Raw genomic sequence first — 25,915 nt, forward strand, 5'->3', positions numbered from 1 at the left:
ATCAAGTAAGGGCGCCTCCTGAAGGCGGGCGAGTCACCCGGGGACGCCGTCTTCCGGGAGAAGCGACGGGAGGACGCACTGCGTGAACTCGGATACATCGTCGTCCGATGGATCTGGGACGACCTCCAGCACCCGCCGATCTTGATCGGCGTGTTGTGACGCAGGCGGCGCGGCTAGGAGAGTTGGGTCTCGCGGACCCAGCTGAGGTAGTCGTCGCTGACCTTGCCGGTGACGTAGTCGCCGGTGAAGCAGCTCAGCTCGAGCTCCTTGACGTCCGAGTCCTCGATGATCGCGGCCTCGAGATCGTCGATCTCCTGGTAGATCAGCCGGTCGGCGCCGAGGTCTTTCGTGATCTCCTCGACAGTTCTGTTGTGGGCAACGAATTCCTCAGGCGTCGGCAGGTTGATCCCGTAGACGTTGGGATGGCGCAGCGGGGGCGCAGCAGAGGCGAAGGTGACCGAGTTGGCACCCGATGCCCGGGCGAGCTCGATGATCTGCGTCGACGTCGTGCCCCGGACGATCGAGTCCTCGACGATCAGCACGTTCCGGCCCGCGAATTCGGTCGGCATCGGATTGAGCTTCTGTCGTACGCTCTGCCGCCGGTGCGCCTGTCCGGGCATGATGAAGGTACGTCCGACGTAGAAGTTCTTGTAGAAGCCTTCCCGGTAGTCGATCCCGAGCCGGCGGGCGACCTGGATCGCCACCGGCCGCGCGGTGTCGGGGACCGGCATGACCACGTCGATGTCGCCGGCCGGCACCTGCCGGGCGATGGTGTCGGCGAGCCGCTCGCCGAGCCGCAGCCGGGCCGCGTACACCGAGATGCCGTTCATGATCGAATCTGGTCGGGCGAGGTAGATGTACTCGAAGGCACACGGCACCAGTCGGGCGTGATCGGCGCAGGACCGGGCGAACAGTTCGCCGTTCTCGGCGATGAAGATCGCCTCGCCCGGCTCGACATCGCGGACGACGGTGAAGCCGGATGTCTCCAGGGCAACCGATTCCGAAGCGATCATCCACTCGGTGCGGCCCGGGACCCTGATCGAATCCCGTCGCCCGATGATCAACGGGCGGATGCCGTACGGGTCCCGGAAGGCGAGCAGGCCGTAGCCGGCGATCAGCGACACCACCGCGTACGAGCCCTCGAGTCGCTCGTGCGTCTTGCGCACCGCCGCGAAGATCTGCTCCGGCTCCAACTCGATCCCGCTGATCACCGACTGCAACTCCGTGGCCAGCACGTTGACCAGCATCTCGGTGTCGCTGGTCGAATTCATGTGCCGGCGGTCGATGTGGAAGAGATCATCGGCCAGCTCCCGGACATTGGTCAGGTTGCCGTTGTGCACCAACGTGATCCCGTACGGGGCGTTGACGTAGAACGGCTGCACCTCGCGCTCGTTGGCGGCATCACCGCGCGTGGTGTAGCGGACGTGGCCCAGTCCGACGGTTCCGAGCAGCGAGCGCATGTCCCGGGTGCGGAACGCCTCGCGGACCTGGCCGCGGGTCTTCGATCCGTGGAACGTGGTGTCGTCCATCGTGACGATCCCGGTCGCGTCCTGGCCGCGATGCTGCAGGGTCAGCAGTGCGTCGTAGATCTGTTGGTTGACCGGTTCGGTCGAGACGATGCCGACGATGCCGCACATGAGGCTCAGGGTACCCAGCCGACTGATGTGCTCCGGCTGAGGCATCGGATGCGCCGCAGACGCGGATACCGTACGCTGGATCGGTGCCGCAATATCGGATTTCTCAGGCAGCCCGACTGCTGGGAGTCAGCGACGACACCATCCGCCGCTGGATCGACTCCGGGCGTCTCGCCGCGATCGCGGGGGATGGACCGACCGAGATAGACGGGGCGGATCTAGCCAGGCTGGCCACCCAGGTGGCCACGGCACCGACCGGCGGCCAGCAGGTCGCCGAGAGTGCTCGGAACCGCTTGACCGGCCTGGTCACCAAGGTCACCAAGGATGTCGTGATGGCCCAGGTCGAGTTGCAGTGCGGCCCCTTCCGGGTCGTCTCCCTGATGAGTTCGGAGGCGGCCGACGAGCTGGGACTGGAACCGGGCGTCCTGGCCGTGGCATCGGTGAAGGCAACGACGGTGGTGGTCGAGGTGCCACGACCATGAGCGCGTCAGGAGTAGTGACGATCATGAAGCGATGGATCCGTGGGCCGATTGCCGTGATCGGCCTGGCCGGCATGGTGGCACTGGCCGGCTGTTCCGGCGGCACTTCCGACAGCGGGTCCGGGACGACCTCCGGTCCAACTGCCTCGGGCGCGGCCTCCCCGAGCGCATCCGGCAAGATCAGCGGCGACATCACCGTGCTCGCCGCCGCGTCCCTGACCGAGACGTTCACCACGATCGGCAAGAACTTCGAGAAGGCCCATCCAGGCACCAAGGTCACCTTCTCCTTCGGTTCGAGTGCGACGTTGGCCACCCAGGTCAACCAGGGTGCTCCGGCCGATGTCTTCGCCTCCGCCGACCAGAAGACGATGAAGCTGGTCACCGACGCCGGCAACGCTTCCGGCCCGACGCTGTTTGCGACCAACACGCTGGAGATCGCTGTCCCGCCGGGCAATCCGGCCAAGGTCACCGGCCTGAAGGATTTCGCCGACAGCTCGAAGAAGACCGTGCTGTGCGCCAAACAGGTGCCCTGCGGCTCGGCGGCCCAGCAGGTCTTCACCCTGGCCGGGATCACGCCCAAGCCGGTCAGTTACGAGACCGACGTCAAGGCGGCCCTGACCAAGGTGGAGCAGAACGAGGCGGACGCGGCCCTGGTCTATCGGACCGACGTCTCCTCGGCCGGCGACAAGGTCCAGGGCGTGACCTTTCCCGAGGCGCAGAAGGTCGTCAACCAGTATCCGATCGTCGCGCTCAAGGAGTCCAGGAACTCCGCTACGGCCGCCGCGTTCGTCGGTTACGTGACCGGGCCCGGGGAGCAGGTGCTGCAGCAGGCAGGCTTCGGCGCGCCGTGAGCCGCGGGGCGGGCGCCGGGCGTGCGGCCGGATTGCCGGCGGTGTTGATCACACCGGCGATGATCGGGCTCGCGTTCCTGGTGCTGCCGCTGGTCGGCCTGCTGGTCCGCGCGCCGTGGTCGCGTACGGGCGCGATCCTGGCCGGCAGCGATGCCTGGCCGGCCCTGCGGCTGTCCTTGATCACGTCGACCGCCGCAGCCGTCCTGGCTCTGGTTCTCGGGGTGCCGCTGGCCTGGTTCCTGGCCAGACCGCAGGGCCGGTTCCGGTCGGCGCTGCGGGCGTTGATCACGGTCCCGCTGGTGCTGCCGCCGGTGGTCGGCGGTGTGGCCCTCTTCACCGTCCTCGGACGGTCGGGGATCCTCGGCCATCCGCTGTATCAGCTCACCGGCTTCGCTTTCCCGTTCACCCCGTACGCCGTGGTGTTGTCCCAGACCTTCGTCGCCCTGCCGTATCTGGTGCTGTCGGTCGAGGGGGCGTTGCGGGCCGCCGACCGCCGCTACGAGGACGCCGCCCAGACCCTGGGTGCGCGACCGGCGGTCGTCTTCTGGCGGGTCACCCTGCCGCTGATCGGTCCCGGCGTCGCGGCCGGCGCCGTGTTGGCCTGGGCCCGGGCGCTGGGCGAGTTCGGTGCGACGATCACCTTCGCGGGCAACTTCCCTGGCACCACCCAGACCATGCCGCTGGCGGTCTACCTGGCGCTGGAGACCGATCCGGATGCCGCCCTGCTGTTGTCGGTCCTGCTGCTGGCGGTGTCGATCGCAGTGCTGGCACTGCTGCGTGATCGCTGGGTACGCCAATGGTGACGGCTCGCGACCAGGCGCTGAATCCCTTACTGGTAGCAGATTTCCAGGTCCGACGGGGCGATTTCGATCTTGAACTGCAGGTGACCGCAGAACCGGGTGAGGTGGTCGCGCTGGTCGGGCCGAATGGTGCCGGCAAGACCACGACCCTGCGCGTGCTTGCCGGCCTGCTCGCACCCCAGCGCGGGTCGATCTTGGTCGACGGACAGGTCCTGGCCGACACCCGGGTCTGGCTGCCGCCCTACCAGCGGCCGGTCGGGGTGGTCTTCCAGGACTATCTGCTCTTTCCGCACCTGACGGTGCTCGACAACGTCGCCTTCGGGCTGCGGACCCGAGGGCTCGCTCGCTCCGTTGCTCGGGCGCGGGCCGCGGAGTGGTTGGCACGGATGGACGCCGGTGATCTTGCTCCGTTGCGGCCTCAGCAGCTCTCCGGAGGGCAGGCGCAGCGGGTCGCGCTGGCCCGTTCGCTGGCGCCCGAGCCCCGGCTGCTGCTCCTGGACGAGCCGCTGGCCGCGCTCGACGCCCGCACCCGGCTGCTGATCCGGGGGGAGTTGCGCCGGCATCTGGCCGGCTTCACCGGAGCGACGATCGTGATCACCCACGATCCGACCGATGCCGCAGTGCTGGCCGACCGGCTGGTGGTGATCGAGAACGGCCGGATGGTCCAGACCGGCACGCCGCAGGAGGTCGCCCGCCGACCGCGTACCGATTATGTGGCGCGACTGTCGGGGCTCAATCTGCTCCCCGGCGTCGGCGTTGATCACGGCGTACGGCTCGCCGACGGCTCGCTGATCACCGTGCCGTCGCCGGTGGCCGGGCCGGTGTTCGCCGCGTTCCGGCCGTCGGCGGTCGCATTGTGGCGCACCCGCCCGGACGGCAGTCCGCGCAACGTCTGGTCGGTTGTCGTCCGCGGCCTGGAACCGTACGGCGACAGTGTGCGGGTCGAGCTGGAGTCGGCCTCCGATCTGAGCTTCGTGGCAGAGGTCACGCCCGCCGCTGTCGCCGACCTCGGGCTGACGATCGGCGACCGGCTGTGGGCGACCGTCAAGGCGTCCGAGATCGAGGTCTACCCGCGGTGATCGCATGGCTGCGCCGGGATCGTGACTCGATTCACGGCAAAGTTTGGGCAAATCCACGGCTTTCGGTCCGGATCGGCTATTAAACAGGACTGATGGCTTCCGAAAGCGACCAGACTCATCGACGCCTGATCCGCCGACGCGTGCTGTTGGTGGCCGGGCTGATCGCCGTGCCGGTGGCCGCCTTCGGCGGTTACGAGGCCTACTCGGTGACCAACGGCCTGGGCCAGCTGCACCGCACCCTCGACCTCCCGGGGGCCAGTCCGAGCGCAGGCAAGCCGAACACCCAGACCACCGTCGACCCGGACAAGGGCCGCGCGGTGAACATCCTGCTGCTCGGCTCCGACAGCCGCGACACCAGCGATGCCGCCGACGGTCGCAGCGACACGATCATGGTGCTGCATCTGGATGCAGACCGGAAGCACGCGTACCTGATCTCCTTCCCCCGCGACATGTGGGTCGAGATCCCGGGCCACGGCAAGGCGAAGATCAACGCCGCCTATGCCTGGGGAGGCACCAAACTGCTGGCCGAGACGATCAACGACCTGGCTGGTATCACCGTCGACCACGCCGCGGTGATCGACTTCTCCGGTTTCGACCAGCTCACCGACGCCGTCGGCGGAGTGACGATCGACAACTCCTACGCCTTCCACAGCCACGGCTACAGCTATCCCAAGGGCCGGATCACGTTGTCGGGCAAGAAGGCGCTCTGGTTCGTCCGCGAACGCCACGCGCTGCCCAACGGCGACTTCGGCCGGGCCGCCAACCAGCGGAAGGTGGTCAAGGCGCTGGCTGCCAAGCTGGCCAAGCCGCAGACGCTGGCCGATCCGACGAAGCTGTCACAGGTGGTCTCCAACCTGGCCAAGTACGTCACGGTGGACAAGGGCCTGACGGACCAGGCCATCCTCGGGCTGGCCCACTCGATGCAGGCCGCGGCGTCCGCGCTGGTCACCCTGCAGGCTCCGGTCTCGGGTACCGGAACCGCGGACGGGCAGTCGATCGACGTGGTGGACAGCAAAGCGATGAAGGAACTGGCCGCGGCGCTGCAGCACGACACGCTGGCGCACTACGTCGCCACCCACAAATCCGGCCAGTGATTAGATCCAGACACTGACCCGGTCGGTCCGCCCTATGCTGGGCCGGTGCATCAGGTCCCGCAGTTCGTCGGTCCGGCCCGGATCGACTCGGTCAACATCGCGACGGCACAGCCCAATCCGTACAAGGACACCGTCAGTACGGGCATCGGCAAGCGGCCGGTACCGGGACGCATCCCGGTCCGTGCCCCGGGTCCGAAGGCCGGTGGTCTGGGAAGCGGACTGGTCGGTGACTTCATCGGCGACCGCAAGAGTCACGGCGGCGACGACCAGGCCGTGTACGCCTTCGCCCGTGAGGATCTCGACGCCTGGGAACAGCGGCTCGGCCGGGAGTTGCCGAACGGCTTCTTCGGCGAGAACCTCAGCACCCGCGGCATCGACGTCAACGACTGCCGGGTCGGCGAACGCTGGCGGATCGGTGATCACGACGGCCACGGCGATACAGCTCCCGCCTGCGACTGCCTGCTGCTCGAGGTGACCGAGCCGCGGATCCCGTGCTCGACCTTCCGCGGCTGGGTGGGAGAGAAGGGCTGGCTGCGGACCTTCACCGAGGTTGCCCGGCCGGGAGCGTACTTCCGGGTGCTGCAGCCGGGCACGGTGGCCGGTGGCGACCCGGTCACGGTGGTCCGGCGCCCCGATCACGAGGTCAGCATCTCGCTGATCTACCGCGCGACGACGACCGAGCGCGACCTGCTGCCTCGGCTGCTGGCCGCGGGGGAGGACCTGACGGACGAGTTGCGCGAGACGGTCGCCGTACGGGGCGGTTTCGACCTCTTCTAAGCTGGAACCCATGACCGAATCGGCAGAACTGAGTGCACACCCGAGCGGCACCTTCGAGATCAAGGAACTGGGGCCGGTCTATCGGCTCGGCTTCGGCGCGATGCGGATCACCGGTCCCGGCATCTGGGGTGAGCCGGCCGATCGCGAGGTCGCCCGCCAGGTCGTCCGCCGCGCGGTCGAACTCGGTGTCGACTTCATCGACACCGCCGACGCCTACGGCCCGGAGGTGAGCGAGGACATCATCCGCGAGGCGATCCATCCCTACGGCGCGGTGAAGATCGCCACCAAGATCGCCCACACCCGGCAGGGTCCGAACCAGTGGGTCCCGGTCGGTCGTCCCGAATATCTGCGCCAGGCCATCGAGATGTGCCTGCGTCGGCTCAAGGTCGACAAGCTCGACCTGCTCCAGTTGCACCGCATCGATCCGACCATGCCGGCCGAGCCGCAGTTCGAGACGCTGGCGAAATTCCAGTCCGAGGGCAAGGTGGCCGCGCTCGGGCTCTCCGAGGTGAGCGTCGAGGAGATCAAGAAGGCCGGCGAGTACTTCACCGTCGCGACGGTCCAGAACCGCTACAACCTCACCGATCGCAAGTCCGAGGACGTCCTGGACTACTGCGAGGCCGAGGGCATCGGCTTCATTCCGTGGGCGCCGATCTCCGCCGGAGCGCTGGCCCAGCCCGGTGGTCCGGTGGCCGAGGCGGCCGAGAAGCTGGGAGCCACCTCGTCACAGGTCGCTCTGGCCTGGTTGCTGCGCCGCTCGCCGGTGATGCTGCCGATCCCGGGCACCGGTTCGGTCGAGCACCTGGAGGAGAACATCGGCGCTGCGTCGCTGAGCCTGGACGACGAGTCGTACGAGGCGATCGCGACGGCCGCAGGCTGACCGTCACGGGCCCGGCCGGATTTGGTGCCCGAAGTAGAATTGAGTACGCGTCGCGGGCGTGTGAGCGGGCCTGGAGGCGCTATTTTGACCCTCCGCTGTTGAGCGGATAACCTTGTTCCTTGTGTTCGGGCTTGCCCGACACTTTGCGCGTGCCCGAGCGCGCCCCAGGTGAGCACCAGCGATCTGTGGCGGCGCGACCGATATCACCGGCTGATTCCCACCCAGACGACTGGGCCGAGGATCGCGACCGGACCTGGCCCGTGCAGCAACGTACGACAGGTTCGATCAGTTCAGCCGAACAGAACAGAGAGAGAAGCGGTGCCCACAATCCAGCAGTTGGTCCGTAAGGGCCGTGCCGACAAGGTGGCGAAGAACAAGACGCCCGCGCTGAAGGAATCCCCCCAGCGCCGCGGCGTGTGCACGCGTGTGTACACCACCACCCCCAAGAAGCCGAACTCCGCGCTGCGCAAGGTCGCGCGCGTCCGGCTGTCCTCCGGGGTCGAGGTCACCGCCTACATCCCGGGTGTCGGCCACAACCTGCAGGAGCACTCGATGGTCCTGGTCCGCGGAGGCCGCGTGAAGGACCTCCCGGGTGTCCGCTACAAGATCGTTCGCGGTTCGCTCGACACCCAGGGTGTCAAGAACCGCAAGCAGGCTCGCAGCAAGTACGGCGCGAAGAAGGAGAAGTAATGCCGCGCAAGGGTCCCGCCCCGAAGCGACCGGTCCTCGTCGACCCGGTCTACGGATCGCCGCTGGTCAGCCAGCTGGTTTCCAAGATCCTGCTGGACGGCAAGAAGACGGTCGCACAGAACATCGTCTACACCGCGCTGGAGGGCACCCGCGCGAAGACCGGTGTCGATCCCGTGCAGACCCTGAAGCGCGCGCTGGACAACGTCCGCCCGAGCCTTGAGGTGAAGAGCCGCCGCGTCGGTGGCGCCACCTACCAGGTGCCGGTCGACGTCAAGCCGGCCCGCTCCACCACCCTGGCCATGCGCTGGCTGGTCAGCTTCTCCCGGCAGCGCCGCGAGAAGACCATGGCCGAGCGCCTGATGAATGAGCTGTTGGACGCCTCCAACGGCCTCGGCGCCTCGGTGAAGCGGCGTGAGGACACTCACAAGATGGCCGACGCCAACCGCGCGTTCGCCCATTACCGCTGGTGATTTCCGGCTGCTCCGATGATCGTCGGATGACGATCGCGGGCCGGCCACCACTTTCGAATTAAGGACTCAGACCAGAGATGGCCGTCGAAACCAAGATCGATCTCAACAAGGTCCGCAACATCGGCATCATCGCGCACATCGATGCCGGCAAGACCACCACCACCGAACGGGTCTTGTTCTACACCGGTATCAACTACAAGATCGGCGAGGTCCACGAGGGCGCGGCCACGATGGACTGGATGGAGCAGGAGCAGGAGCGGGGGATCACCATCACCTCCGCTGCCACCACCTGCTTCTGGAAAGACCACAAGATCAACCTGATCGACACCCCGGGTCACGTCGATTTCACCGTCGAGGTGGAGCGCAACCTGCGGGTGCTCGACGGTGCGGTCACCGTCTTCGACGGCGTCGCCGGCGTCGAGCCGCAGAGCATGACTGTGTGGCGCCAGGCCGACCGCTACAAGGTGCCGCGGATCTGCTTCGTCAACAAGCTGGACCGGACCGGCGCGAGCTTCGACTACTGCGTTCAGACGATCCGCGAGAAGCTGAATGCGGTCGCGGCCGTGATGCAGCTGCCGATCGGTTCCGAGGGGGACTTCCTCGGCGTTGTCGACCTGGTCGGGATGCGTGCGCTGACCTGGCGCGGCGAGACCAAGATCGGCGAGGACTACGAGGTCGAGGAGATCCCGGCCGACATGCAGGATGCGGCCGAGGCCGCCCGTGCCGAGCTGATCGAGACCGTCGCCGAGCATGACGACGAGCTGATGGAGCTCTACCTCTCAGACGAGGATCCCAGCGTCGAGCAGCTCAAGGCCGCCGTGCGGCGCGCCGTGCTGTCCAGCTCGCTGACTGCGGTGTTCTGCGGTTCGGCGTTCAAGAACAAGGGCGTCCAGCCGCTGCTCGATGCGGTCAACGACTACCTGCCGTCGCCGCTCGACGTGCCCGCGATCCAGGGCTTCAAGCCGGGTGACGAGAGCGTCGAGATCGAGCGTCACCCCAGCGACGACGAGCCGCTGTCGGCTCTGGCGTTCAAGATCGCGGCCGACCCGCACTTGGGCAAGCTGACCTACGTACGGGTCTACTCCGGTGTGCTGGCCGCGGGCGCCCAGGTGCTGAACGCGACCAAGCAGCGCAAGGAGCGGATCGGCAAGGTCTACCGGATGCACTCCAACAAGCGCGAGGAGATCGACAGCGTCGGAGCCGGTGACATCGTCGCGGTGATGGGCCTGAAGGACACCACCACCGGCGAGACGCTGGCCGACCCGAACAGCCCGGTCATCCTGGAGTCCATGGACTTCCCGACGCCGGTCATCGAGCAGGCGATCGAGCCGAAGACCAAGTCCGACCAGGAGAAGCTCGCCAACGCCATCCAGCGGCTGGCCGAGGAGGATCCGACCTTCCGGGTGCACACCGACCAGGAGACCGGTCAGACCATCATCGCCGGCATGGGCGAGTTGCACCTGGACGTGCTGATCGACCGGATGAAGCGCGAGTTCCGGGTCGAGGCCAACATCGGCAAGCCGCAGGTGGCCTACCGCGAGACCCTGCGCCGGGCGGTGCAGAAGGTCGAGTACACCCACAAGAAGCAGTCGGGTGGTTCGGGTCAGTACGCGAAGGTCATCATCGACCTGGAGCCGCAGGAAGCGGGCTCGGGCTACGAGTTCGTCAACGCGGTCACCGGCGGACGGATCCCGAGGGAATACATCCCGGCCGTCGACGAGGGCATCCAGGAGGCCATGCAGTTCGGTGTGCTCGCCGGCTATCCGGTCGAGGACATCAAGGTCACCCTGACCGACGGTCAGTACCACGACGTCGACTCCTCGGAGCTGGCGTTCAAGATCGCCGGTTCGATGGTCTTCAAGGAGGCCGCCCGGAAGGCCGACCCGGCCATCCTGGAGCCGATGATGAAGGTCGAGGTCACAACGCCCGAGGATTACCTGGGCACCGTGATCGGCGACCTGAACGCCCGCCGTGGCCAGGTCCAGTCGATGGACGACCAGCACGGCAACAAGGTGGTCACCGCGCTGGTGCCGCTGTCGGAGATGTTCGGTTACGTCGGTGACCTGCGGTCCAAGACCTCGGGTCAGGCGTCGTACTCGATGGAGTTCGACTCCTACGCCGAGACCCCGAGGAACATCGCCGACGAGATCGTCTCCAAGGCCCGCGGCGAGTGATCTCGCAGTGAGTCGACCGGTGTGTCCCCGCCGGTCGTCAGGCCGGATCAGCTATCCGGTTTGACCGGCGGGGGTGCACTGGACAAAACTTAGGCCGGATTGCCCCACCAGCGACTCAACCCAGCTCAGGCGGGATTACACCGGTCCGGGTAACAACAAAACGTCAGTACAACAACGCTCGCCACGCGACCAGCGCGGCGGCACAGTTCAGAAGGAGCCCCTAGTGGCCAAGGCCAAGTTCGAGCGGACCAAGCCGCACGTCAACATCGGCACCATCGGGCATATCGACCACGGCAAGACCACTCTGACCGCGGCGATCTCGAAGGTGCTCCACGACCAGGACCCGGTTGCCAACCCGAATACCGAGGCGTTCGACCAGATCGACAAGGCGCCTGAGGAGCGGCAGCGCGGCATCACGATCTCGATCGCTCACATCGAGTACCAGACCGAGAAGCGTCACTACGCGCACGTCGACTGCCCGGGTCACGCCGACTACGTCAAGAACATGATCACCGGTGCGGCCCAGATGGACGGCGCGATCCTCGTGGTCGCCGCCACCGACGGCCCGATGCCGCAGACCCACGAGCACGTGCTGCTGGCCCGCCAGGTCGGCGTCCCGGCCATGGTCGTGGCGCTGAACAAGTGCGACATGGTCGACGACGAGGAGATCCTGGAGCTCGTCGAGCTCGAGGTCCGCGAGCTGCTGAGCAACCAGGAGTTCGACGGCGACAACGCCCCGGTCGTCCGGGTCGCTGCCTTCCCGGCGCTGAACGGCGACGAGAAGTGGGCCAAGTCGATCCTCGAGCTGATGGATGCGGTCGACGAGTACATCCCGCAGCCGGAGCGCGACACCGACCAGCCGTTCCTGATGCCGATCGAGGACGTCGTCACGATCACCGGTCGTGGCACCGTCGTCACCGGTCTGGTCGACCGCGGTGTGCTGAAGGTCAACGAAGAGGTCGAGATCGTCGGTCTCCGCGATTCGTTCAAGACCACCGTCACCTCGATGGAGGTCTTCCGCAAGGTCCTCGACCAGGCCCAGGCCGGCGACAACGCCGCTCTGCTGCTGCGTGGCACCAAGCGTGAGGCCGTCGAGCGTGGCCAGGTCGTCGTGAAGCCGGGCACCATCACCCCGCACACCGACTTCGAGGCGCAGGTCTACGTCCTGAACAAGGAGGAGGGCGGCCGTCACACGCCGTTCTTCAACAACTACCGTCCGCAGTTCTACTTCCGGACCACCGACGTGACCGGCGTCGTTGAGCTGCCGGCCGGCACCGAGATGGTGATGCCGGGCGACAACACCACCATGACGGCTCAGCTGATCAAGCCGATCGCCATGGAGGAGGGCCTGAAGTTCGCCATCCGTGAGGGTGGTCGTACGGTCGGTGCAGGCCGCGTCACCAAGATCATCAAGTGATCTGACGCTTCACGTTCCACCGAGACTCGCCCGGGCCGACTGGCCCGGGCGAGTTTCTTTTTGCCGTGGCATCGCGGTTTGTCCGGATCGGACGCGCTCAGATATGTCCGGATCGGACAAATCCGAACAGGTCGGGAATTGTCCTAATGCTGTGCTGATAACAAAACCCCGGAAGTGCCCGTACGGGTCTTGCGCAATTCCAGCATTCACCTAGGGTGAGTCCGTGGCAGCGAAGTGGGACGGGGACCCGGCTGCGGTCAGTGCATCCTCCCCGATCCGCGACCGCCGCTATCTGACGTTCCTCGGCGGCGCTGCCGCGGCCGACATCGGTGACCAGGCGTGGATCGTCATCCTCGCCTACGCCGCAGCACAATCGGGCTCGGCGGTGACCGCCACGCTGACCGTCGCCGCCGGTACTGTGCCTCGCGCGGTCTTCGATCTGTTCGGCGGCGCGATCGCCGACCGGCTGCCGACCCGTCCGCTCCTGGTCGGCGTCGCCGCTGCCCGCGTGCTCGCGCTGGCCGCCGGGTTGCTGGCCCTGATCGGATTTCCCGGCCACACGATCCCGATCATCGTTGCCGTGGCGGTCCTCTTCGGCGCCGCCGACGCGCTGCACAAGCCGGCCACCTTCACGATGCCCCGCCAGATCGTCGGCGTCGATCACGTCGTCCGGGCAGCGGGTCTGCGGCAGCTGGTCAACCGGCTGGCGCTGTTGGGCGGCCCGGCGCTGGCCGGCGTCGTCCTCGCCGCCGTCGCGCTGAAGGGTGCGGTCGCCGGCCTGCTGGCGGTCTTCGTCGTTGCGGCGGTCCTGCTCTCGCTGGTCCGGGTGCGGTTCGGGCGTGAACCCCAGGCTCGCGAATCGGTTGTCGCCGGGGTCCGCAGCGTGCTCGGCTTCCTGCGCTCCGACACCCCGTCACGGGCACTCGTGCAGGCCCTCGTCGGCCTGAACTTCTTCGTCATTCCGGTGCTCAACATCGGCGTCGCACTCCGTGCCCACGAGCAGGGTTGGAGTGCCCAGGTGCTCGGCCTGCTGATCGCCTGCATCGGTGTCGGCGCTGCCCTCGGCACGATGATCACGCTGCGCATCCGACCGCGGCACCCGATGCGATTCGCCCTGTCGCTGCTGGTGGTGCAGGGCCTCGCCCTGGGGCTGGTCGGATTGCTGCCGATGGTTGGCACCGGTGTCGCCCTCGGCGTCGTCGGTCTGACCGCCGGCCTGGCCTCGCCGATGATGGCCGGCACCGCTCAGGCGATCGTCCCCTCCCATTACGTCGGCCGGGTGTTCGCCGTCGTGGGATTCGCCGACGACGCGCTGATCCCGTTCGCCCTGGTCGGTTACGGCCTGGTCGCCGACCGGATCGGGCTGACGCCGACCACAGTGATCTGCGGCATCGGGATGATGGTCCTGATGGGCCTGGGCCTGCTGCGCAAGCCGTTGCGGGATCTGCGCCTCGAGGAGTTGGCGCCAGACACCCAGACCGGGAGCCAGCCTGACGACCCGGCCCTGGAGCGGGCTCAGCGGGAGCAGGCTCAGCGGGAGCAGGGTCCGCTGGAACAGGGCCACTTGGAACAGGGCCGGCAGGAATACCGCCAGGTCAGTCGACGCGGCGCAGCAGGGCTATCGGGAAGTCGGCCAGCAGCGTACGAACCGGCACCCGTCCGGCGTGGCCGGACCGACTGAGGACATCGGTCCACTCACCGTCCGGCAGGTCGATCGAGGTCGTGTCCCAGCCGCCGCGCGCGGACAAGCCAATCGGTAGCCGGGTGGCGATCGCGATCACCGGGCCGCGATCGAAGCCGATCAGGTGGTCGGCGGCCGATCCGGAGGCGTACAGCGGACGGTAACCCTGCAGGCCGACCTCGCGGCGCAGCCGCAGCGCCCGGCTGGTGATCAGCAGTTTCACCGCATCCGGCTCGCCGGGGCGCGCACCGGAGTCCAACTCCGCCAACAGCCTCCTGCGCCGGGCGAAGTCGACCGGGCGCCGGTTGTCCGGGTCGACGAGCGAATCGTCGATCAACTCGGTGCCCTGGTAGACGTCCGGCACCCCGGGCGCCAGCAGCTGCAGCAGCTTCTGTCCGTAGCTGTTGACCAAGGATGCCGGCCGGACCAGCCGGTGGAAGTCGGTCACCAGTCGGGCAATCGCGTCGGTCTCGTAGATCCGGTCGACACCGGCTTCGATCGCCGCCTCGAAATCGGGATCGCCGTCGATCCAGGCGGTGCCGACGGATGCCTCCCGCGCGGCCTTGATCAGGTACGCCGTCAGCCGCTTCCGATCGATCAGGCCGACCGCAGCGACGGTCTGGGCCAGCAGGTAGCCGATGCCCGGCTCAGGCATGGGAACGGCTTCGGCCAGCGATCCGCTGAATCCGGCCCACTGCTCGGGGAGCTCGGCGAGCACCGCCATCCCCGCGCGGACGTCCTCGGATCGCTTGGTGTCGTGGGTGGACAGCGTCGTCATGGTGTCGGGCCAGTCGGTGAGCCGGAGCTGTTGCGCGGCGTGGAACGCCTCGACCGGCGTACCGAAGTGAGCTGGGTCGCCACCGACCTCGTTGAGTGCGGCAAGCCGGTGATAGCGGTAGAAGGCGGTGTCCTCGACCCCCTTGGCCATCGTCGCGCCCGTGAGCTGCTGGAAGCGTACGGCCAGTTCGTCGGCCGGATCGGTGAGCCGGTCGCGCAGCCGGTCGACGGTCGCCGCCAGCTCGGGGTGCTGGTCGCTGACCTGATCAAGGACCCGGCGGGTGCAGTCGGCGCCGTCCGGCAGGTAGCTGCGGTAGACCGGATACGCGGCAGCCGCGGACTTGATCACCTCGATGATCTTCTCGCCGGCCGCGGGCAGGTCCGGGGCCAGTCGGGCGATCCGTCGCAGCTCGGAGCCGAACAGGGTGTCCAGCACGAACTGTTTGCCGATCCGTACGTGCTCGGTTGCATCATGATCATCTCCAGTCGCCCGGCGATAGATCCGGGTCAGCTGCTCCTCGCCGGTGGTGTCGACGAAGATGCCGGTGAAGTCGGTGAGTGCGTCGTACCCGGTGGTGCCGGCGACCGGCCAGCTGGGCAGCTGCTCTCCCGGTTCGAGGATCTTCTCCACCGTGATCCAGGCATCGGGCGCCAGCGACCGCAGGCGGTCCAGGTAGCCGGCCGGGTCGGCCAGGCCGTCAGGATGATCGACGCGCAGCCCGGCCACCCCTCGGTCGATCATGGACGCGATCCGGGCGTGGGTGGCGTCGAACACCGCGGGGTCCTCGACCCGCAGCCCGGCCAGGCCGCTGACCGCGAAGAACCGGCGATAGCCCAGCTCGGTCTGCGCCAGCCGGTAGTTGACCAGCCGGTAGTGCTGGCGATCGTGGACCTGCTGCGGCGTCCCGTCCCCGGTCCCGGGAGCGATCGGGAACCGGTGCTCGTAGTAGCTCAGTACGCCGCCCGACACCTGGAGCCGGTCCAGCTCGTCCGGGCCGTCGCCCAGCACAGGAAGCAGCAGCCGGTCTGCGGACCAGTCGATGTCGAACCAACCTGCGTACGCCGAATCCCGGCCGGCTGTCAGCACGTCCCACCAGGCCGGGTTCTGTTCCGGAACGTCGACGCCGAGGTGGTTCGGGACGATGTCGACCACGACCGGCAGCCCGGCGTCGGCGGCCGCGGCCAGCAGCTGCGCGAAGCCCTCCTCACCGCCACGTTGCGGGTCGATCGTCGTCGGGTCGGTCACGTCGTAGCCGTGCTCCGAGCCGGTGGTCGAGGTCAGGACGGGGGACAGGTAGACGGCGCCGGCACCGAGTGCGGTCAGATAGTCGACCAGCCCGGCCGCGTCGTCCAGGGTGAAGCCGGGCCGGATCTGCAGGCGGTAGGTCGAGGTCGGGGCGGTCACGCCGCTGACAGTACCCAGCAGGCCCGCCGGGGTCCCAGTCGCGGGGGAGTCCGGTCAGGTGCGGACGCGGAAGGTGCCGGATGCGGCGTCGAAGACCGCGTGCCGGGTGCCGAACGTGCGCGCGATCCGCCCGTCGGCGACCATCGTGTCCGGAGCGCCGGAGGTGATCCGGTGGTCCTGGATCAGCCACAGCCGGTCGGCCATCCGCAGCGCCAGCTCCACCTCATGAGTGGACAGCACGACCGTGATGCCGCGGCCCCGGGCGATCCGCCTGAGCAGCGCCATCAGATCCACCCGCGCGCCGACGTCGAGGAAGGCACTGGGCTCGTCCAGCACCAGCAGCTCCGGCTCGCCGACGAGGGCCCTAGCCAGCAGCAGCCGTTGCCGCTGGCCGTCGGACAACTCGGCGAACCGCTCGCCGGCCAGGTCGCCGGCCTGCAGTTCGGCCAGCGTCTCGCCGACCAGGAACCGGTCCCGATCGGTCAGCCGGCCGATCAGTCCCAGGTAGGGATGGCGACCGAGTTCGACCACCTCACGGCCGGTCAGCAGACCCGCGTCGATGCGTTCGGTCAGCACCACGGCCGTACGACGGGCCCGCTCGCGGGGTGACAGCTGGAGCAGTTCCGCGTCCCGGCCCCGGGCGTCGGTGAGCGTGACCCTGCCGCGCAGCAACGGCTGCAGGCCGACCAGCGATCGGAGCAGGGTCGACTTCCCGGCACCGTTGGGACCCAGCAGTGCCGTCACCGCACCGGACGGGGCGACGGCGTCGACCTCGTCGACGATGACCCGCTCGCGGCCGCGGTGCCGGTAACCGGCCGCGACGTCGGTGAGGGTGAGCATCAGACCGCTCCTGCCGACAGCCGCCGGGACCGCAGCAGCACCATGATCACCACCGGGGCGCCGATCAGCGCCGACGTGACGTTGATCGGCAGTACCGCGTTGTCACCCGGAAGCTGGGCGATCACCGAACAGATGCTCGAGGTGATCACGCCCATACCAATCGTGGCGGGCATCAGCACCCTGTGGTCGGAACTGCCGATCACCAGCCGCGCCAGGTGCGGTACGGCCATCCCCAGGAAGGCGATCGGGCCGCAGTAGGCGGTCACGGTGCCTGCGATCACGGCCGCCAGGATCATCGCGACGGTTCGAACGAGTGCTGCCCGGACGCCCATCGACCGCGCGTACAGCTCACCCAGCAGCATCGCGTTCAGGGATCGGGCGAGCAGTCCGGAAATGATCACCGGCCCGATGATCAAGGGCAGCAGGACGGCAAGGTCACCGCGGGTCACGCCGCTGAAGGAGCCGAGTCCCCACATCACGTAGCGTTGCAGCCGATCGGGGTCGGCGAAGGCCAGGAGCAGCGACGTGATCGCACCGATCGCCGAGGACAGCATCACCCCGATGATCAACAGCGTGATCACCGATCGCACCCAGCGGCCGATCACCAGGATCAGCAACAGCACCGCCGCCGAACCGGTCGCAGCGGCCACCACGATGGCGAAGCGCCCACCGCCGACCAGGGTCACGAAGCCGCTGGTGAAGGTGCCGGTGCCCAGGGTGACCAGCGCGACGCCGAGTGAGGCGCCGGAGGAGACCCCGAGGACGTACGGATCGGCCAGCGGGTTGGCGAAAAGCGTCTGCATCAGCAGGCCCGAGATCGCCAGCCCGGCACCGACGGCGCCGGCTGTGATCACCCGCGGCATCCGGATCTCGCCCAGCAGCACGGTGGTCGTCGGATCATGGGCGTGGCCGCTGATCACGAAGGACACCAGGTCGTGCCAGTCGATCGTCACCGAGCCGACGGCGGCGCCGACGCCCAGCGCCAGCACCGCGGCCACAGCCAGGATGATCAAGGTGATCACCGAGCGCGCCAGTCGCGGTCGGACCGAGGAGCGGAGCTCCTCGGTTGCCGTCGCGGCGCGGGCGGTGACCATGATCAACTCCTCCGTCAGTGCAGCTGCTGGTAGAAGGTGAACTTGTGGCCTGGTTCAAGATCAGGATGCAGGATCGCGATCAGGTCGCCGATCTCGAGATCGGGACGCAGCACCCCCAGCTCGTACATGTTGTTGCCGCCGGCCGCGTTGACCTGCAGGCTGGGTGCCCAGACCTGTCCGGACTTGTAGGCGGTGAATTCGGCGAACCGGGGTTCGGAGGCCAGCGCCTCCTTCTTGGTCTTCCAGTTCGTCGAGGTGATCCAGAGCTTGGCGCTGCCGGACTTGGCGAAGACGGTCTCCAGATCGGTGTTCTTGCTCGATGTCGACTCGTCCTGCTGCCACGGCCAGCTGCCACCCGCGTCGGTGATCAGCCGACCCATCGGGGTGCCGCCGGTCGGCATCGTCCAGACGCCCTGGTAGGGCTGGTTGACCAGCACCTCGGTCGGCTTGACGTCGGCAACCTTCCGCACTTCGGCGTTGTAGCTGGAGGCGATCTTGTCGAAGACGCCGGCCGCCTTCTGCTCGGTGCCGGTCAGCGCGGCGAAGTACTTGATCCATTCGGCCTCGCCGAGCGCGGTCGGCTCCAGGTACTCGGTGTCGGCCAGCACCGGGATACCGGCCTGCCGGACGGTCGCGTACGCCGGATCGTCCTGCCCGGCGGTGATCAGCACGTCCGGCTTGGCCGCGACGATCTTCTCCGCGTCCGCGGTCCCGGCCGGTGCGAATTCGACCACGTCGGACTGGTCGGCGCGCGCCTTGGCGGCCTTGGAGCTGATCAGCGACTTCGACGCCACGCCGGTCAGGACGTCGAGCTTGCCGAGCGCCTCGAGACTGGGCAGATGGGTGGTCGAGGCGGAGAACAGGCTCTCCACCGGGGTCGTCACCTCCGGCGCTTTGGCCAGGGCGCCGGTCAGCTTCGGCTTGGGTGCTCCGCACTTGACGAGCACGTAGCTCTCCGGCTTGCCGCCGACCGTCGGCTGCTTGACCGTCAGCACCTGATACGACTTGTGGTAGCTCAGGGTGAAGTTCTTGGCATACTGCAGGTGCTGTTTCACCGGGAAATAGTCGGTCCCGGCCTTGAAGTCGGTGATGCAGCCGTCGGCCCCGGTGCTCGTGCTGGGCCGGCTCTGGGGCGCGGTCGTGGTGGATGACTGGCTGCTGCAGGCGGCCGCGACGAGCACGGCGCCGGCGAGGACCGCGACCGCAGCCGGCCTGCGAAGGCGGGTGATCAGCTTCGTGATCATGGACTGCTCAAACTCCTGGGCGTACGACGAATGCCGGAGTCCTGCCTCCGTCACCCCCGCGGCCACCTGATCGGAGTCCGTTGACGTGCCGGCGGTCTTCCCTCGGAACCCACGACGTACAGATCGGCGACCTGTACACCGACGGCAGGTTTTCGGACTTGTGGGCCCGGCCCTGACGACGTCCTGTCCGTCGGGGCCACCTACTCTCTGTCGCTTCCCAGGAGGCCGCGGAGCGGGTCGAGGCCCGGACCGCGGGAGTTCCCAGTGCGTTGGCACAGATGTCGTTCCCACTCACCGCTGCGGGGCAGTCCCGGAATCGCACCGGGTTCCCTTTCCGTCAGCGGGGTCAGCTTAACAGCGCCGGCGAGGTGTCCCATCCCGCCGACGTGACAGCTGTCAGGGCCGATCGCTGACAGCCGGCCTACGCACCGCTGACCGCCGGACGGCACAGTCGACGCTATGACGGACGCCCTGCTCGCACCCGCACTCCGATCCGGATCGCTGCCTGCGGTTCCGGCGGTCGCTATGACCGGCCTGACCAAGTCGTACGGCCCGGTGCGCGCTGTCGACGACCTCGAGCTGCAGATCACTGCAGGGGAGATGGTCGCGATCCTCGGCCCGAACGGGGCGGGCAAGTCCACCATCACCGAGCTGATCACCGGACTGGTGCGTCCCGATGCCGGCTCGGTCCGGATCTTCGGCGGTGATCCGTCGCCCGCGGTCGCAGCCGGCCGGGTCGGCGCGATGCTGCAGGGCGGCGCGCTGCTCTACGACGCCAGCATCCGCGACGTACTGCGGCTGGTGCACGGCCTGCACGCTCACCCGCTGCCGATGGGGGAAATCATCGAGCTGGCCGACCTCTCGGGTTTCCTGTCCACCAAGACCGACAAGCTCTCCGGCGGCCAGGCTCAGCGACTCCGGTTCGCGCTGGCGATCATGGCCGATCCCGACCTGCTGATCCTGGACGAACCGACGGTTGCGATGGATGTGGAGCTGCGGCGGGCGTTCTGGGCGTCGATGCGGACCCTGTCCGACGGTGGACGGACCGTGCTCTTCGCCACCCACTACCTCCAGGAGGCCGACCAGATCGCCGATCGGATCGTGGTGCTGGACCGAGGTCGCATCGTCGCCGACGGCACCAGCGCCGAGATCAAGTCCCGGGTAGCCGGGAAGATGATCATGGTCGCCGAGGACGGCCTACGGGCCGAGGAGCTGGCGTCGCTTCCGGCTGTGACCTCGGTTGATCGCCGATCGCGCCGGGTCGCGTTGCACACCACCGATTCCGACCTGACCTTGCGGGCGCTGGTCGCCCGATTCCCTGCCGCTCACGACATCGGCATTGTGTCGGCCGATCTCGAGGAGGCCTTCCTGGCACTCACCCACCATGATCAAGTTTCGCAGGAGGCACGATGACCGTCCTGGCCGGTCCGGTCCGAGCCGGGCGAGGCGTCCCGGCTCCGCTGCACTACGCCTTCCACACGTTGCGGCTGACACTCAAGAACCGTGGCTACGTGATCTTCTCGATCGCCACCCCGTTGATCTTGTACGTCGTCTTCAGCCAGATCTTCGGCGGCACTGCCGACGGCGGCATCGACTGGTCGGCGGTCTACATGGTCTCGATGGCGGCGTACGGCTCCCTCGGCGGTGCGATGAGCGGAGGTGCCCAGCTCGCCGTCGAACGGCGCTCCGGTTGGTTCCGGCAGCTGAGCGTGACCGGCCTGCAACCCCGGTCGTTCCTGCTCGCCAAAGCGGCCGTGGTGATGGTCGTGACCCTGCCCGCACTGGTGCTGAATTTCGCCGCCGGCCTCGTGGTCGGCGGCGTCCGGGCGCCGTTGGGGGACTGGGTGGCAGGTTTGCTGCTCTTGTGGGTCTCGCTGGTGCCGCTGGCGGTGCTCGGACTCGTCGTCGGGCTGTGGGTCAAGGCCGAGACCGTACAACCGCTGAATACGTTGCTGTTGCTGGTGCTGTCGCTGCTGGGCGGACTGTGGTTCCCAGCGCAGCTGATGCCCGACGGCATGCGGATCGCGGCAGAACTGACGCCGTCCTTCTGGCTGGCCGCGCTCGGACGGTGGCCGTTCACCGCGGAGGCGTTCCCTTGGCACGGCGTCGCGGTGCTCGCCGGGTGGACAATCGTGCTGACGGTGCTCGGTGCTCTGGGTTATCGTCGAGCTGCGGCTACCAGCAAACGCTGAGGAGGAGCCTTGGCCAGTTTCGCCCGGCGCCTCCTGTACGCCGGAACCTTCGCCGACGGTGAGGACCCGAACGCGGCGCCCGTCGCCCACTGCGATCCGAATGCGGCCCCGCGGTTCACCTGGCGGCGGGCGATCCAGAACATGTTCTGGACCTACCTGATCGGCCTGGTCTTCATGCCGTACGCCCTGATCGACATCGGTTCGCGCCAGCCGGACGTGTGGGTGCTCAGCCTGCGGATCGGACTCGCGATCGCGATCTGCCTGGCCTACCTGGCGACCTCCTGGATGGCTGACACCGGTCTGGTCACGCGCTGGTGCTATCTGGTCGGATTCGTCCTGCTGGCAGCGCTGACCGCGGAGTTCAACGGCTGGGACTGGGTCAGCTACGGCGCCTACGTCTCGATGGTGATCGTGTCGCTGATCCCGTGGCGTACGGCCCGGTGGGTCCTCACCGGCTGGAATCTGGCGCTGATGGCACTGAGCCTGGTGCTGTGGAACGCGACGCCTGCGGTGATCGCCGGCATCGGCATGTTCATCGGTGTCGCGACCGGTGTCGCGATCGAGAGCGGTCGGCTGCGCCGCCACCTGGACCGGGCCGAGCAACGGGTCTCGACGCTGGCCGTGGCCGCCGAACGCGAACGGATCGCCCGCGATCTGCACGACATCCTCGGCCACTCGCTGACCGCGATCTCGATCAAATCCGGGCTGGCGGCCCGGCTCGCCGAGGTCGACCCGGCGGCCGCGCGCGAGCAGATGGTCGAGGTCGAGCGGATCGCGCGGGTCGCCCTCGGTGACGTCCGCGCGACGGCCTCCGGGCTGCGGCAAGTGCGGTTGGCCACCGAGATCGCCAGTGCCCGGTCGGTGCTGCTGGCCGCCGGCGTCGAGTCGGTCGTGCCGTCGGCGATCCCGGTGCTGCCGGACAAGGACAGCGAGCTGCTCGGCTATGCGGTCCGGGAGGCGGTGACCAATGTCGTACGCCATGCCGAGGCCAGCCGGGTGATGATCACGATCGAGGACCGCGCCGTCGCCATCTCCGACGACGGGGTCGGGATGCCGAGCGGCCGGACCGACGGCTCGGGGCTGAACGGGCTTCGCCGGCGGATCACCGAGGCCGGCGGCAGTTTCTCCGTCACTGCCGCACAACCGCGCGGCACTGTCGTTCGGGCCCTGCTCAAGCCGGAGACCGCACGGGCCGTCGAGACCGCGGGCGCAGCTGAGCGTGTCGAGGCCGAGTTCGTTGAACCGACACCCCATCGCGTCGAAGGACAACCCGCCTGATGATCAAGGTGATGCTGGCCGATGATCAACTTCTCATCCGCCAGGCCTTCGCGGCACTGCTGAATCTCGAACATGATCTTGAAGTCGTCGGCCAGGCCTCCGACGGTACGGAAGCGGTCAGGCTGGCGGCCGAGACCAAGCCCGACGTGATCGTGATGGACATCCAGATGCCGGAGCCGTCGGGCACCGGCGACGGCATCAGCGCGACGGCCCGGATCGTCGCCGCCGATCCGAGGATCCGCGTGATCATCGTGACCACCTTCGGTCGGCCGGGCTACCTGCGCCGGGCCATGGAGGCCGGTGCGGTGGGCTACATGGTCAAGGACGCGCCCGCGGATCAGCTGATCGAGGGCATCCGCCGGGTGCACCGGGGGCTGCGAGTGGTCGACCCGACGCTGGCAGCGGCCAGTCTCAGCGTCGGCTCGTCGCCGCTGACCGAACGTGAGACCGAGGTGCTCAGTGCGGCGGCCCGTGGCGGTGCCACCAGCGCCATCGCGGCGACGGTCTTCCTCAGTGAGGGCACCGTACGCAACCATCTCTCCTCGGCGATGGGCAAGCTCGGCGCGGGCACCCGCGCCGAAGCCGTACGGATCGCCACCGAGAACGGCTGGCTGACTTGATTCGTCCGCTTCGTGCCGCTGCCGCGGTCTGGTCTGGGTAGGTTGCGTTTGCGGGGGCGACCCCACACCCCGGATCGGTCCAGTCCTCAGGTCGGCTTGGGGCGTCGCCGCTCCGCGGGCTCCGCGGCGACCTCGCTGCGCTCGCGGTGCGGAGGTGCGCGGGGATTGTCAAACCTGGGTGAGGCGAAGCTGGGAATCGGGGAGCGTCCGGCGAGTCTGGCCGGGATTGGTCGGCCCGTCACGGATCATCGGACGGAGGCGGTAGCGCCGAGTTGAACAGTGGCGGATCGACAAGTGACGAGGGGGATGTGCGGGCGTGCGTGGTTGGCGGCGGTCGGTGGCAGCGCTGATCGGAGTGGGGGCGGTGCTGGCAGTCAGCGCCGGGTGCGCTCCGAAGGTCGCCAGTACCGGGCAGAAGCTCGCCGATCCTTCCGCGGCGCTGAGCACTGCGCTGGCGAAGCTCAAGAAGGACAACTACGCAGGGATCCAGAACAACAGCATCACCGTCTCCAACAGCACCGCCTGCTTCTACGCCAAGGCGGGCAAGGACGCCAAGGGCGTCTCCGACCAAGCGGTCTGCGGGCCGATCCGCCGGCTCGGGCTCTCCGATGCGCAGGTCTGGGACCGCTACCAGCTGAGCTTCACCTCCAACAGCGACGGTGACGCAGTGGCGACTGTCGGCGACCACACCGCCCAGGGCGTTGCCGTCGACACCTCGCTGCTGGTCTCGGCCTCGGATGTGAAGCCGGCCGCGGTGAGTGATGTCCCGGCACCGCGCGCGCCGCAGACGTCGGTAACCAACCGTGCCGTAGCGGTCGCGGACAACGCGCAGCCGGCGGGGCTGGCCTTCAGCAAACCGGACAAGCCGGTCACGGTGATCACTCCGTCGGCGAAGGTGTCGGTGATCGGGGTCGCCCAGCCCAAGGACGTACCAGATGCGCTGGTCGCCGGTCAGCACGATCCGGCAGGGCAGGCCGCGTACTATTTGCCGGCCACCGGGCAGAAGTTGTACGCCTACCAGCTGCAGATCTCCGCTCCGCCGAGCAGCAGTGTGCCGGCCGCGACCTCCGGCTCGACGACCACCCCCGATCTGAGCACCGGGCTTGCGTTGCGGTCCGGGAGCACCGACATCGCGATCAGCGACCAGACCGGGGCCAGTGGCGCATCGTCGACGTTGGCGGTGCCGTGCGCGGCAAGCGGATCAGCGGCGTACCCGTGCGAACCGCGGACGACTCGGATCACCGTGCTGGCAACGGTTCCGGCCTCCGGCACCGTGTCCTTGGTGTCGAAGTCGGCCGGTGCGAGTCAGGCGGTCGATCTTGCGTCCGGGGCGGTGACGGGGAGTGTCTCATCGGTCGAGTACCAGCGGACCAAGCTGACGACCAAGATCAACAAGTCGGTCAAGACCGACACCTACCACGCCAGGATCAACGTGCCGGGCACAACTCCGGGAGCGAGTCCTGGGGCGAGTTCGACACCGACCTCGACGCCAACACCGTCCTCGACGGCGACATCGACACCGTCGCCGACCTCGACACCCAGCGGCGATCCCAAGGGTCAGCAGACCCCGCCGGCCAAACCGAAGGTCATCACCGCTGACGGGCGGTGGTCACTGACTGTCGACTCCGTCGGCATCACTGGCTATGACCCGGCGCTGGGATGGGCGCCCTCCGGCCAAGCTTGGGTGATCCTCAAGACCTCCGACTACACCCAGAAGACGAAGGGGGCGACCTTCGGCCTCAACCGTCCGGCCAGCCTCAGCCTGACCGTGGACAACACGGTCCATCCGGTCAAGAGCCCCACTGAGGCCGACCTCACCGCGCATCCGGCCACCGACATCACCTGGGCCTTCGAGGTGCCCGCGGACGCCACCGCTGCGATCCTCACCTTCCGTCCGACCGGGACGGTCAGTGCCCATGGCGTATCCGCCGACTTCGCCTCCGACCAGCCGGCGACCCTGCAGTTCGACCTGCCGCACTGATTTCGGTCCCGATCGGATTCCGTACGCAGATCGGTCCGGATCCACGGCCAAATCCGACCCCGGTCGGAAAGTGGACGCGATTCTGGCTGTTTTGCGAAAAGGATGCGAAAGGGCCAGCGGCCCCAGGGATTGGGATCCGGGGGCCGGGGCTGGCACCATGGAGCACGCAGGAGCACGGCATCCCGGCCCTCAAGGGTCGCCCGATCGGATCGATCCGGTCGCGGATTTGGAAAGCCGCGCCCGGTCTGACAAGATAGACGGGTTGCTCCGACGGGGTCGCCGGGGTGAGTTGCGCCCGAGCCGTGGTGGAAACACCGTAGGCGAGGACCGAGTCGCCGGACCGTGAGACCCGCAGAGCCTGATCTCGAAGATCGGGTGCTCCACACAACGCAGAGTCCGTCCTGATGGGCGGTCGTGCGCTTGGGTGGCGCGACACGCCCGACCTCGGGGGTCGCTCG

Annotated in this window: 22 protein-coding genes and 1 riboswitch; of the genes, 17 read left to right on the plus strand and 5 right to left on the minus strand. The window is 68.0% G+C overall.

Annotated features, from left to right (window positions below):
• Positions 1 to 173: 173 nt before the first annotated feature.
• Positions 174 to 1,637: an amidophosphoribosyltransferase gene (gene purF, locus IEY07_RS19555; RefSeq protein ID WP_188897084.1), complete on the minus strand. Its 1,464-nt coding sequence runs from the start codon at positions 1,635 to 1,637 to the stop codon at positions 174 to 176.
• 83 nt (positions 1,638 to 1,720) lie between these two features.
• Here purF and IEY07_RS19560 point away from each other — a divergent pair, with 83 nt between their 5' ends.
• The 12 genes from IEY07_RS19560 (at position 1,721) to IEY07_RS19615 (ending at position 14,026) form a co-directional block, all read left to right on the plus strand.
• Positions 1,721 to 2,116: a TOBE domain-containing protein gene (locus IEY07_RS19560; RefSeq protein WP_188897085.1), complete on the plus strand. Its 396-nt coding sequence runs from the start codon at positions 1,721 to 1,723 to the stop codon at positions 2,114 to 2,116.
• The gene (gene modA, locus IEY07_RS19565) at positions 2,113 to 2,964 is read left to right on the plus strand and encodes a molybdate ABC transporter substrate-binding protein (protein ID WP_229670376.1); all 852 of its coding nucleotides are present in this window, start codon (positions 2,113 to 2,115) and stop codon (positions 2,962 to 2,964) included. Before IEY07_RS19560 ends, modA begins: the two co-directional genes overlap by 4 nt.
• The gene (locus IEY07_RS19570) at positions 2,961 to 3,767 is read left to right on the plus strand and encodes an ABC transporter permease (RefSeq protein WP_229670378.1); all 807 of its coding nucleotides are present in this window, start codon (positions 2,961 to 2,963) and stop codon (positions 3,765 to 3,767) included. The genes modA and IEY07_RS19570 overlap by 4 nt, the downstream gene beginning before the upstream one ends.
• Positions 3,761 to 4,843, plus strand: a complete 1,083-nt coding sequence (locus IEY07_RS19575; protein ID WP_188897086.1) for an ABC transporter ATP-binding protein — start codon at positions 3,761 to 3,763, stop codon at positions 4,841 to 4,843. The genes IEY07_RS19570 and IEY07_RS19575 overlap by 7 nt, the downstream gene beginning before the upstream one ends.
• A 92-nt stretch (positions 4,844 to 4,935) precedes the next feature.
• Complete coding sequence (locus IEY07_RS19580) at positions 4,936 to 5,937, plus strand: LCP family protein (protein ID WP_188897087.1); 1,002 nt, start codon at positions 4,936 to 4,938, stop codon at positions 5,935 to 5,937.
• A gap of 45 nt (positions 5,938 to 5,982) precedes the next feature.
• Positions 5,983 to 6,714: an MOSC domain-containing protein gene (locus tag IEY07_RS19585; RefSeq protein ID WP_188897088.1), complete on the plus strand. Its 732-nt coding sequence runs from the start codon at positions 5,983 to 5,985 to the stop codon at positions 6,712 to 6,714.
• Between the two features lie 10 nt (positions 6,715 to 6,724).
• Positions 6,725 to 7,594 (plus strand): aldo/keto reductase, encoded by an 870-nt coding sequence (locus IEY07_RS19590; protein WP_188897089.1) that lies wholly within the window; start codon positions 6,725 to 6,727, stop codon positions 7,592 to 7,594.
• 318 nt (positions 7,595 to 7,912) lie between these two features.
• A complete protein-coding gene (gene rpsL / locus IEY07_RS19595) occupies positions 7,913 to 8,284 on the plus strand; it encodes a 30S ribosomal protein S12 (protein WP_188897090.1) in 372 nt (123 codons plus the stop codon).
• On the plus strand, positions 8,284 to 8,754 hold the full coding sequence (gene rpsG, locus IEY07_RS19600; protein WP_188897091.1) for a 30S ribosomal protein S7: 471 nt from the start codon (positions 8,284 to 8,286) through the stop codon (positions 8,752 to 8,754). Before rpsL ends, rpsG begins: the two co-directional genes overlap by 1 nt.
• 77 nt (positions 8,755 to 8,831) lie before the next feature.
• Positions 8,832 to 10,928 carry an elongation factor G gene (gene fusA / locus IEY07_RS19605; protein WP_188897092.1) on the plus strand — a complete coding sequence of 699 codons (2,097 nt, stop codon included), beginning with the start codon at positions 8,832 to 8,834 and terminating at the stop codon, positions 10,926 to 10,928.
• Positions 10,929 to 11,151: 223 nt separating this feature from the next.
• Positions 11,152 to 12,345: an elongation factor Tu gene (gene tuf, locus IEY07_RS19610; protein ID WP_188897093.1), complete on the plus strand. Its 1,194-nt coding sequence runs from the start codon at positions 11,152 to 11,154 to the stop codon at positions 12,343 to 12,345.
• Positions 12,346 to 12,568: 223 nt separating this feature from the next.
• Positions 12,569 to 14,026: an MFS transporter gene (locus IEY07_RS19615; protein WP_188897094.1), complete on the plus strand. Its 1,458-nt coding sequence runs from the start codon at positions 12,569 to 12,571 to the stop codon at positions 14,024 to 14,026.
• Here IEY07_RS19615 and treY read toward each other — a convergent pair.
• Genes treY through IEY07_RS19635 form a run of 4 tightly spaced genes read right to left on the minus strand, consistent with a single transcriptional unit; the run spans position 13,941 to position 19,440 of the window.
• Complete coding sequence (treY, locus tag IEY07_RS19620; protein ID WP_188897095.1) at positions 13,941 to 16,208, minus strand: malto-oligosyltrehalose synthase; 2,268 nt, start codon at positions 16,206 to 16,208, stop codon at positions 13,941 to 13,943. The two genes, IEY07_RS19615 and treY, sit on opposite strands and share 86 nt — an antisense overlap.
• A 54-nt stretch (positions 16,209 to 16,262) precedes the next feature.
• A complete protein-coding gene (locus IEY07_RS19625; protein WP_188897096.1) occupies positions 16,263 to 17,048 on the minus strand; it encodes an ABC transporter ATP-binding protein in 786 nt (261 codons plus the stop codon).
• Positions 17,048 to 18,142, minus strand: coding sequence for a FecCD family ABC transporter permease (locus IEY07_RS19630; RefSeq protein ID WP_188897097.1), 1,095 nt, complete (start codon positions 18,140 to 18,142; stop codon positions 17,048 to 17,050). The genes IEY07_RS19625 and IEY07_RS19630 overlap by 1 nt, the downstream gene beginning before the upstream one ends.
• Before the next feature lie 14 nt (positions 18,143 to 18,156).
• Entirely contained in the window at positions 18,157 to 19,440 is a 1,284-nt protein-coding gene (locus IEY07_RS19635) for an ABC transporter substrate-binding protein (RefSeq protein WP_229670379.1), read from the minus strand.
• A 72-nt stretch (positions 19,441 to 19,512) separates the two neighbouring features.
• Positions 19,513 to 19,766, minus strand: a riboswitch (cobalamin riboswitch).
• 79 nt (positions 19,767 to 19,845) lie between these two features.
• Here IEY07_RS19635 and IEY07_RS19640 point away from each other — a divergent pair.
• From IEY07_RS19640 to IEY07_RS19660, 5 genes are all read left to right on the plus strand, one after another.
• Positions 19,846 to 20,799 (plus strand): ABC transporter ATP-binding protein, encoded by a 954-nt coding sequence (locus IEY07_RS19640; RefSeq protein WP_188897098.1) that lies wholly within the window; start codon positions 19,846 to 19,848, stop codon positions 20,797 to 20,799.
• Positions 20,796 to 21,578, plus strand: coding sequence for an ABC transporter permease (locus tag IEY07_RS19645; RefSeq protein ID WP_188897099.1), 783 nt, complete (start codon positions 20,796 to 20,798; stop codon positions 21,576 to 21,578). Before IEY07_RS19640 ends, IEY07_RS19645 begins: the two co-directional genes overlap by 4 nt.
• 9 nt (positions 21,579 to 21,587) lie before the next feature.
• A complete protein-coding gene (locus IEY07_RS19650) occupies positions 21,588 to 22,856 on the plus strand; it encodes a sensor histidine kinase (protein WP_188897100.1) in 1,269 nt (422 codons plus the stop codon).
• Entirely contained in the window at positions 22,856 to 23,476 is a 621-nt protein-coding gene (locus IEY07_RS19655) for a response regulator transcription factor (protein WP_188897101.1), read from the plus strand. Before IEY07_RS19650 ends, IEY07_RS19655 begins: the two co-directional genes overlap by 1 nt.
• A gap of 337 nt (positions 23,477 to 23,813) precedes the next feature.
• Entirely contained in the window at positions 23,814 to 25,457 is a 1,644-nt protein-coding gene (locus IEY07_RS19660; RefSeq protein ID WP_188897102.1) for a hypothetical protein, read from the plus strand.
• Positions 25,458 to 25,915: the final 458 nt, after the last annotated feature.

This window comes from Microlunatus endophyticus, assembly GCF_014646195.1.
Classification (GTDB): domain Bacteria; phylum Actinomycetota; class Actinomycetes; order Propionibacteriales; family Propionibacteriaceae; genus Microlunatus; species Microlunatus endophyticus.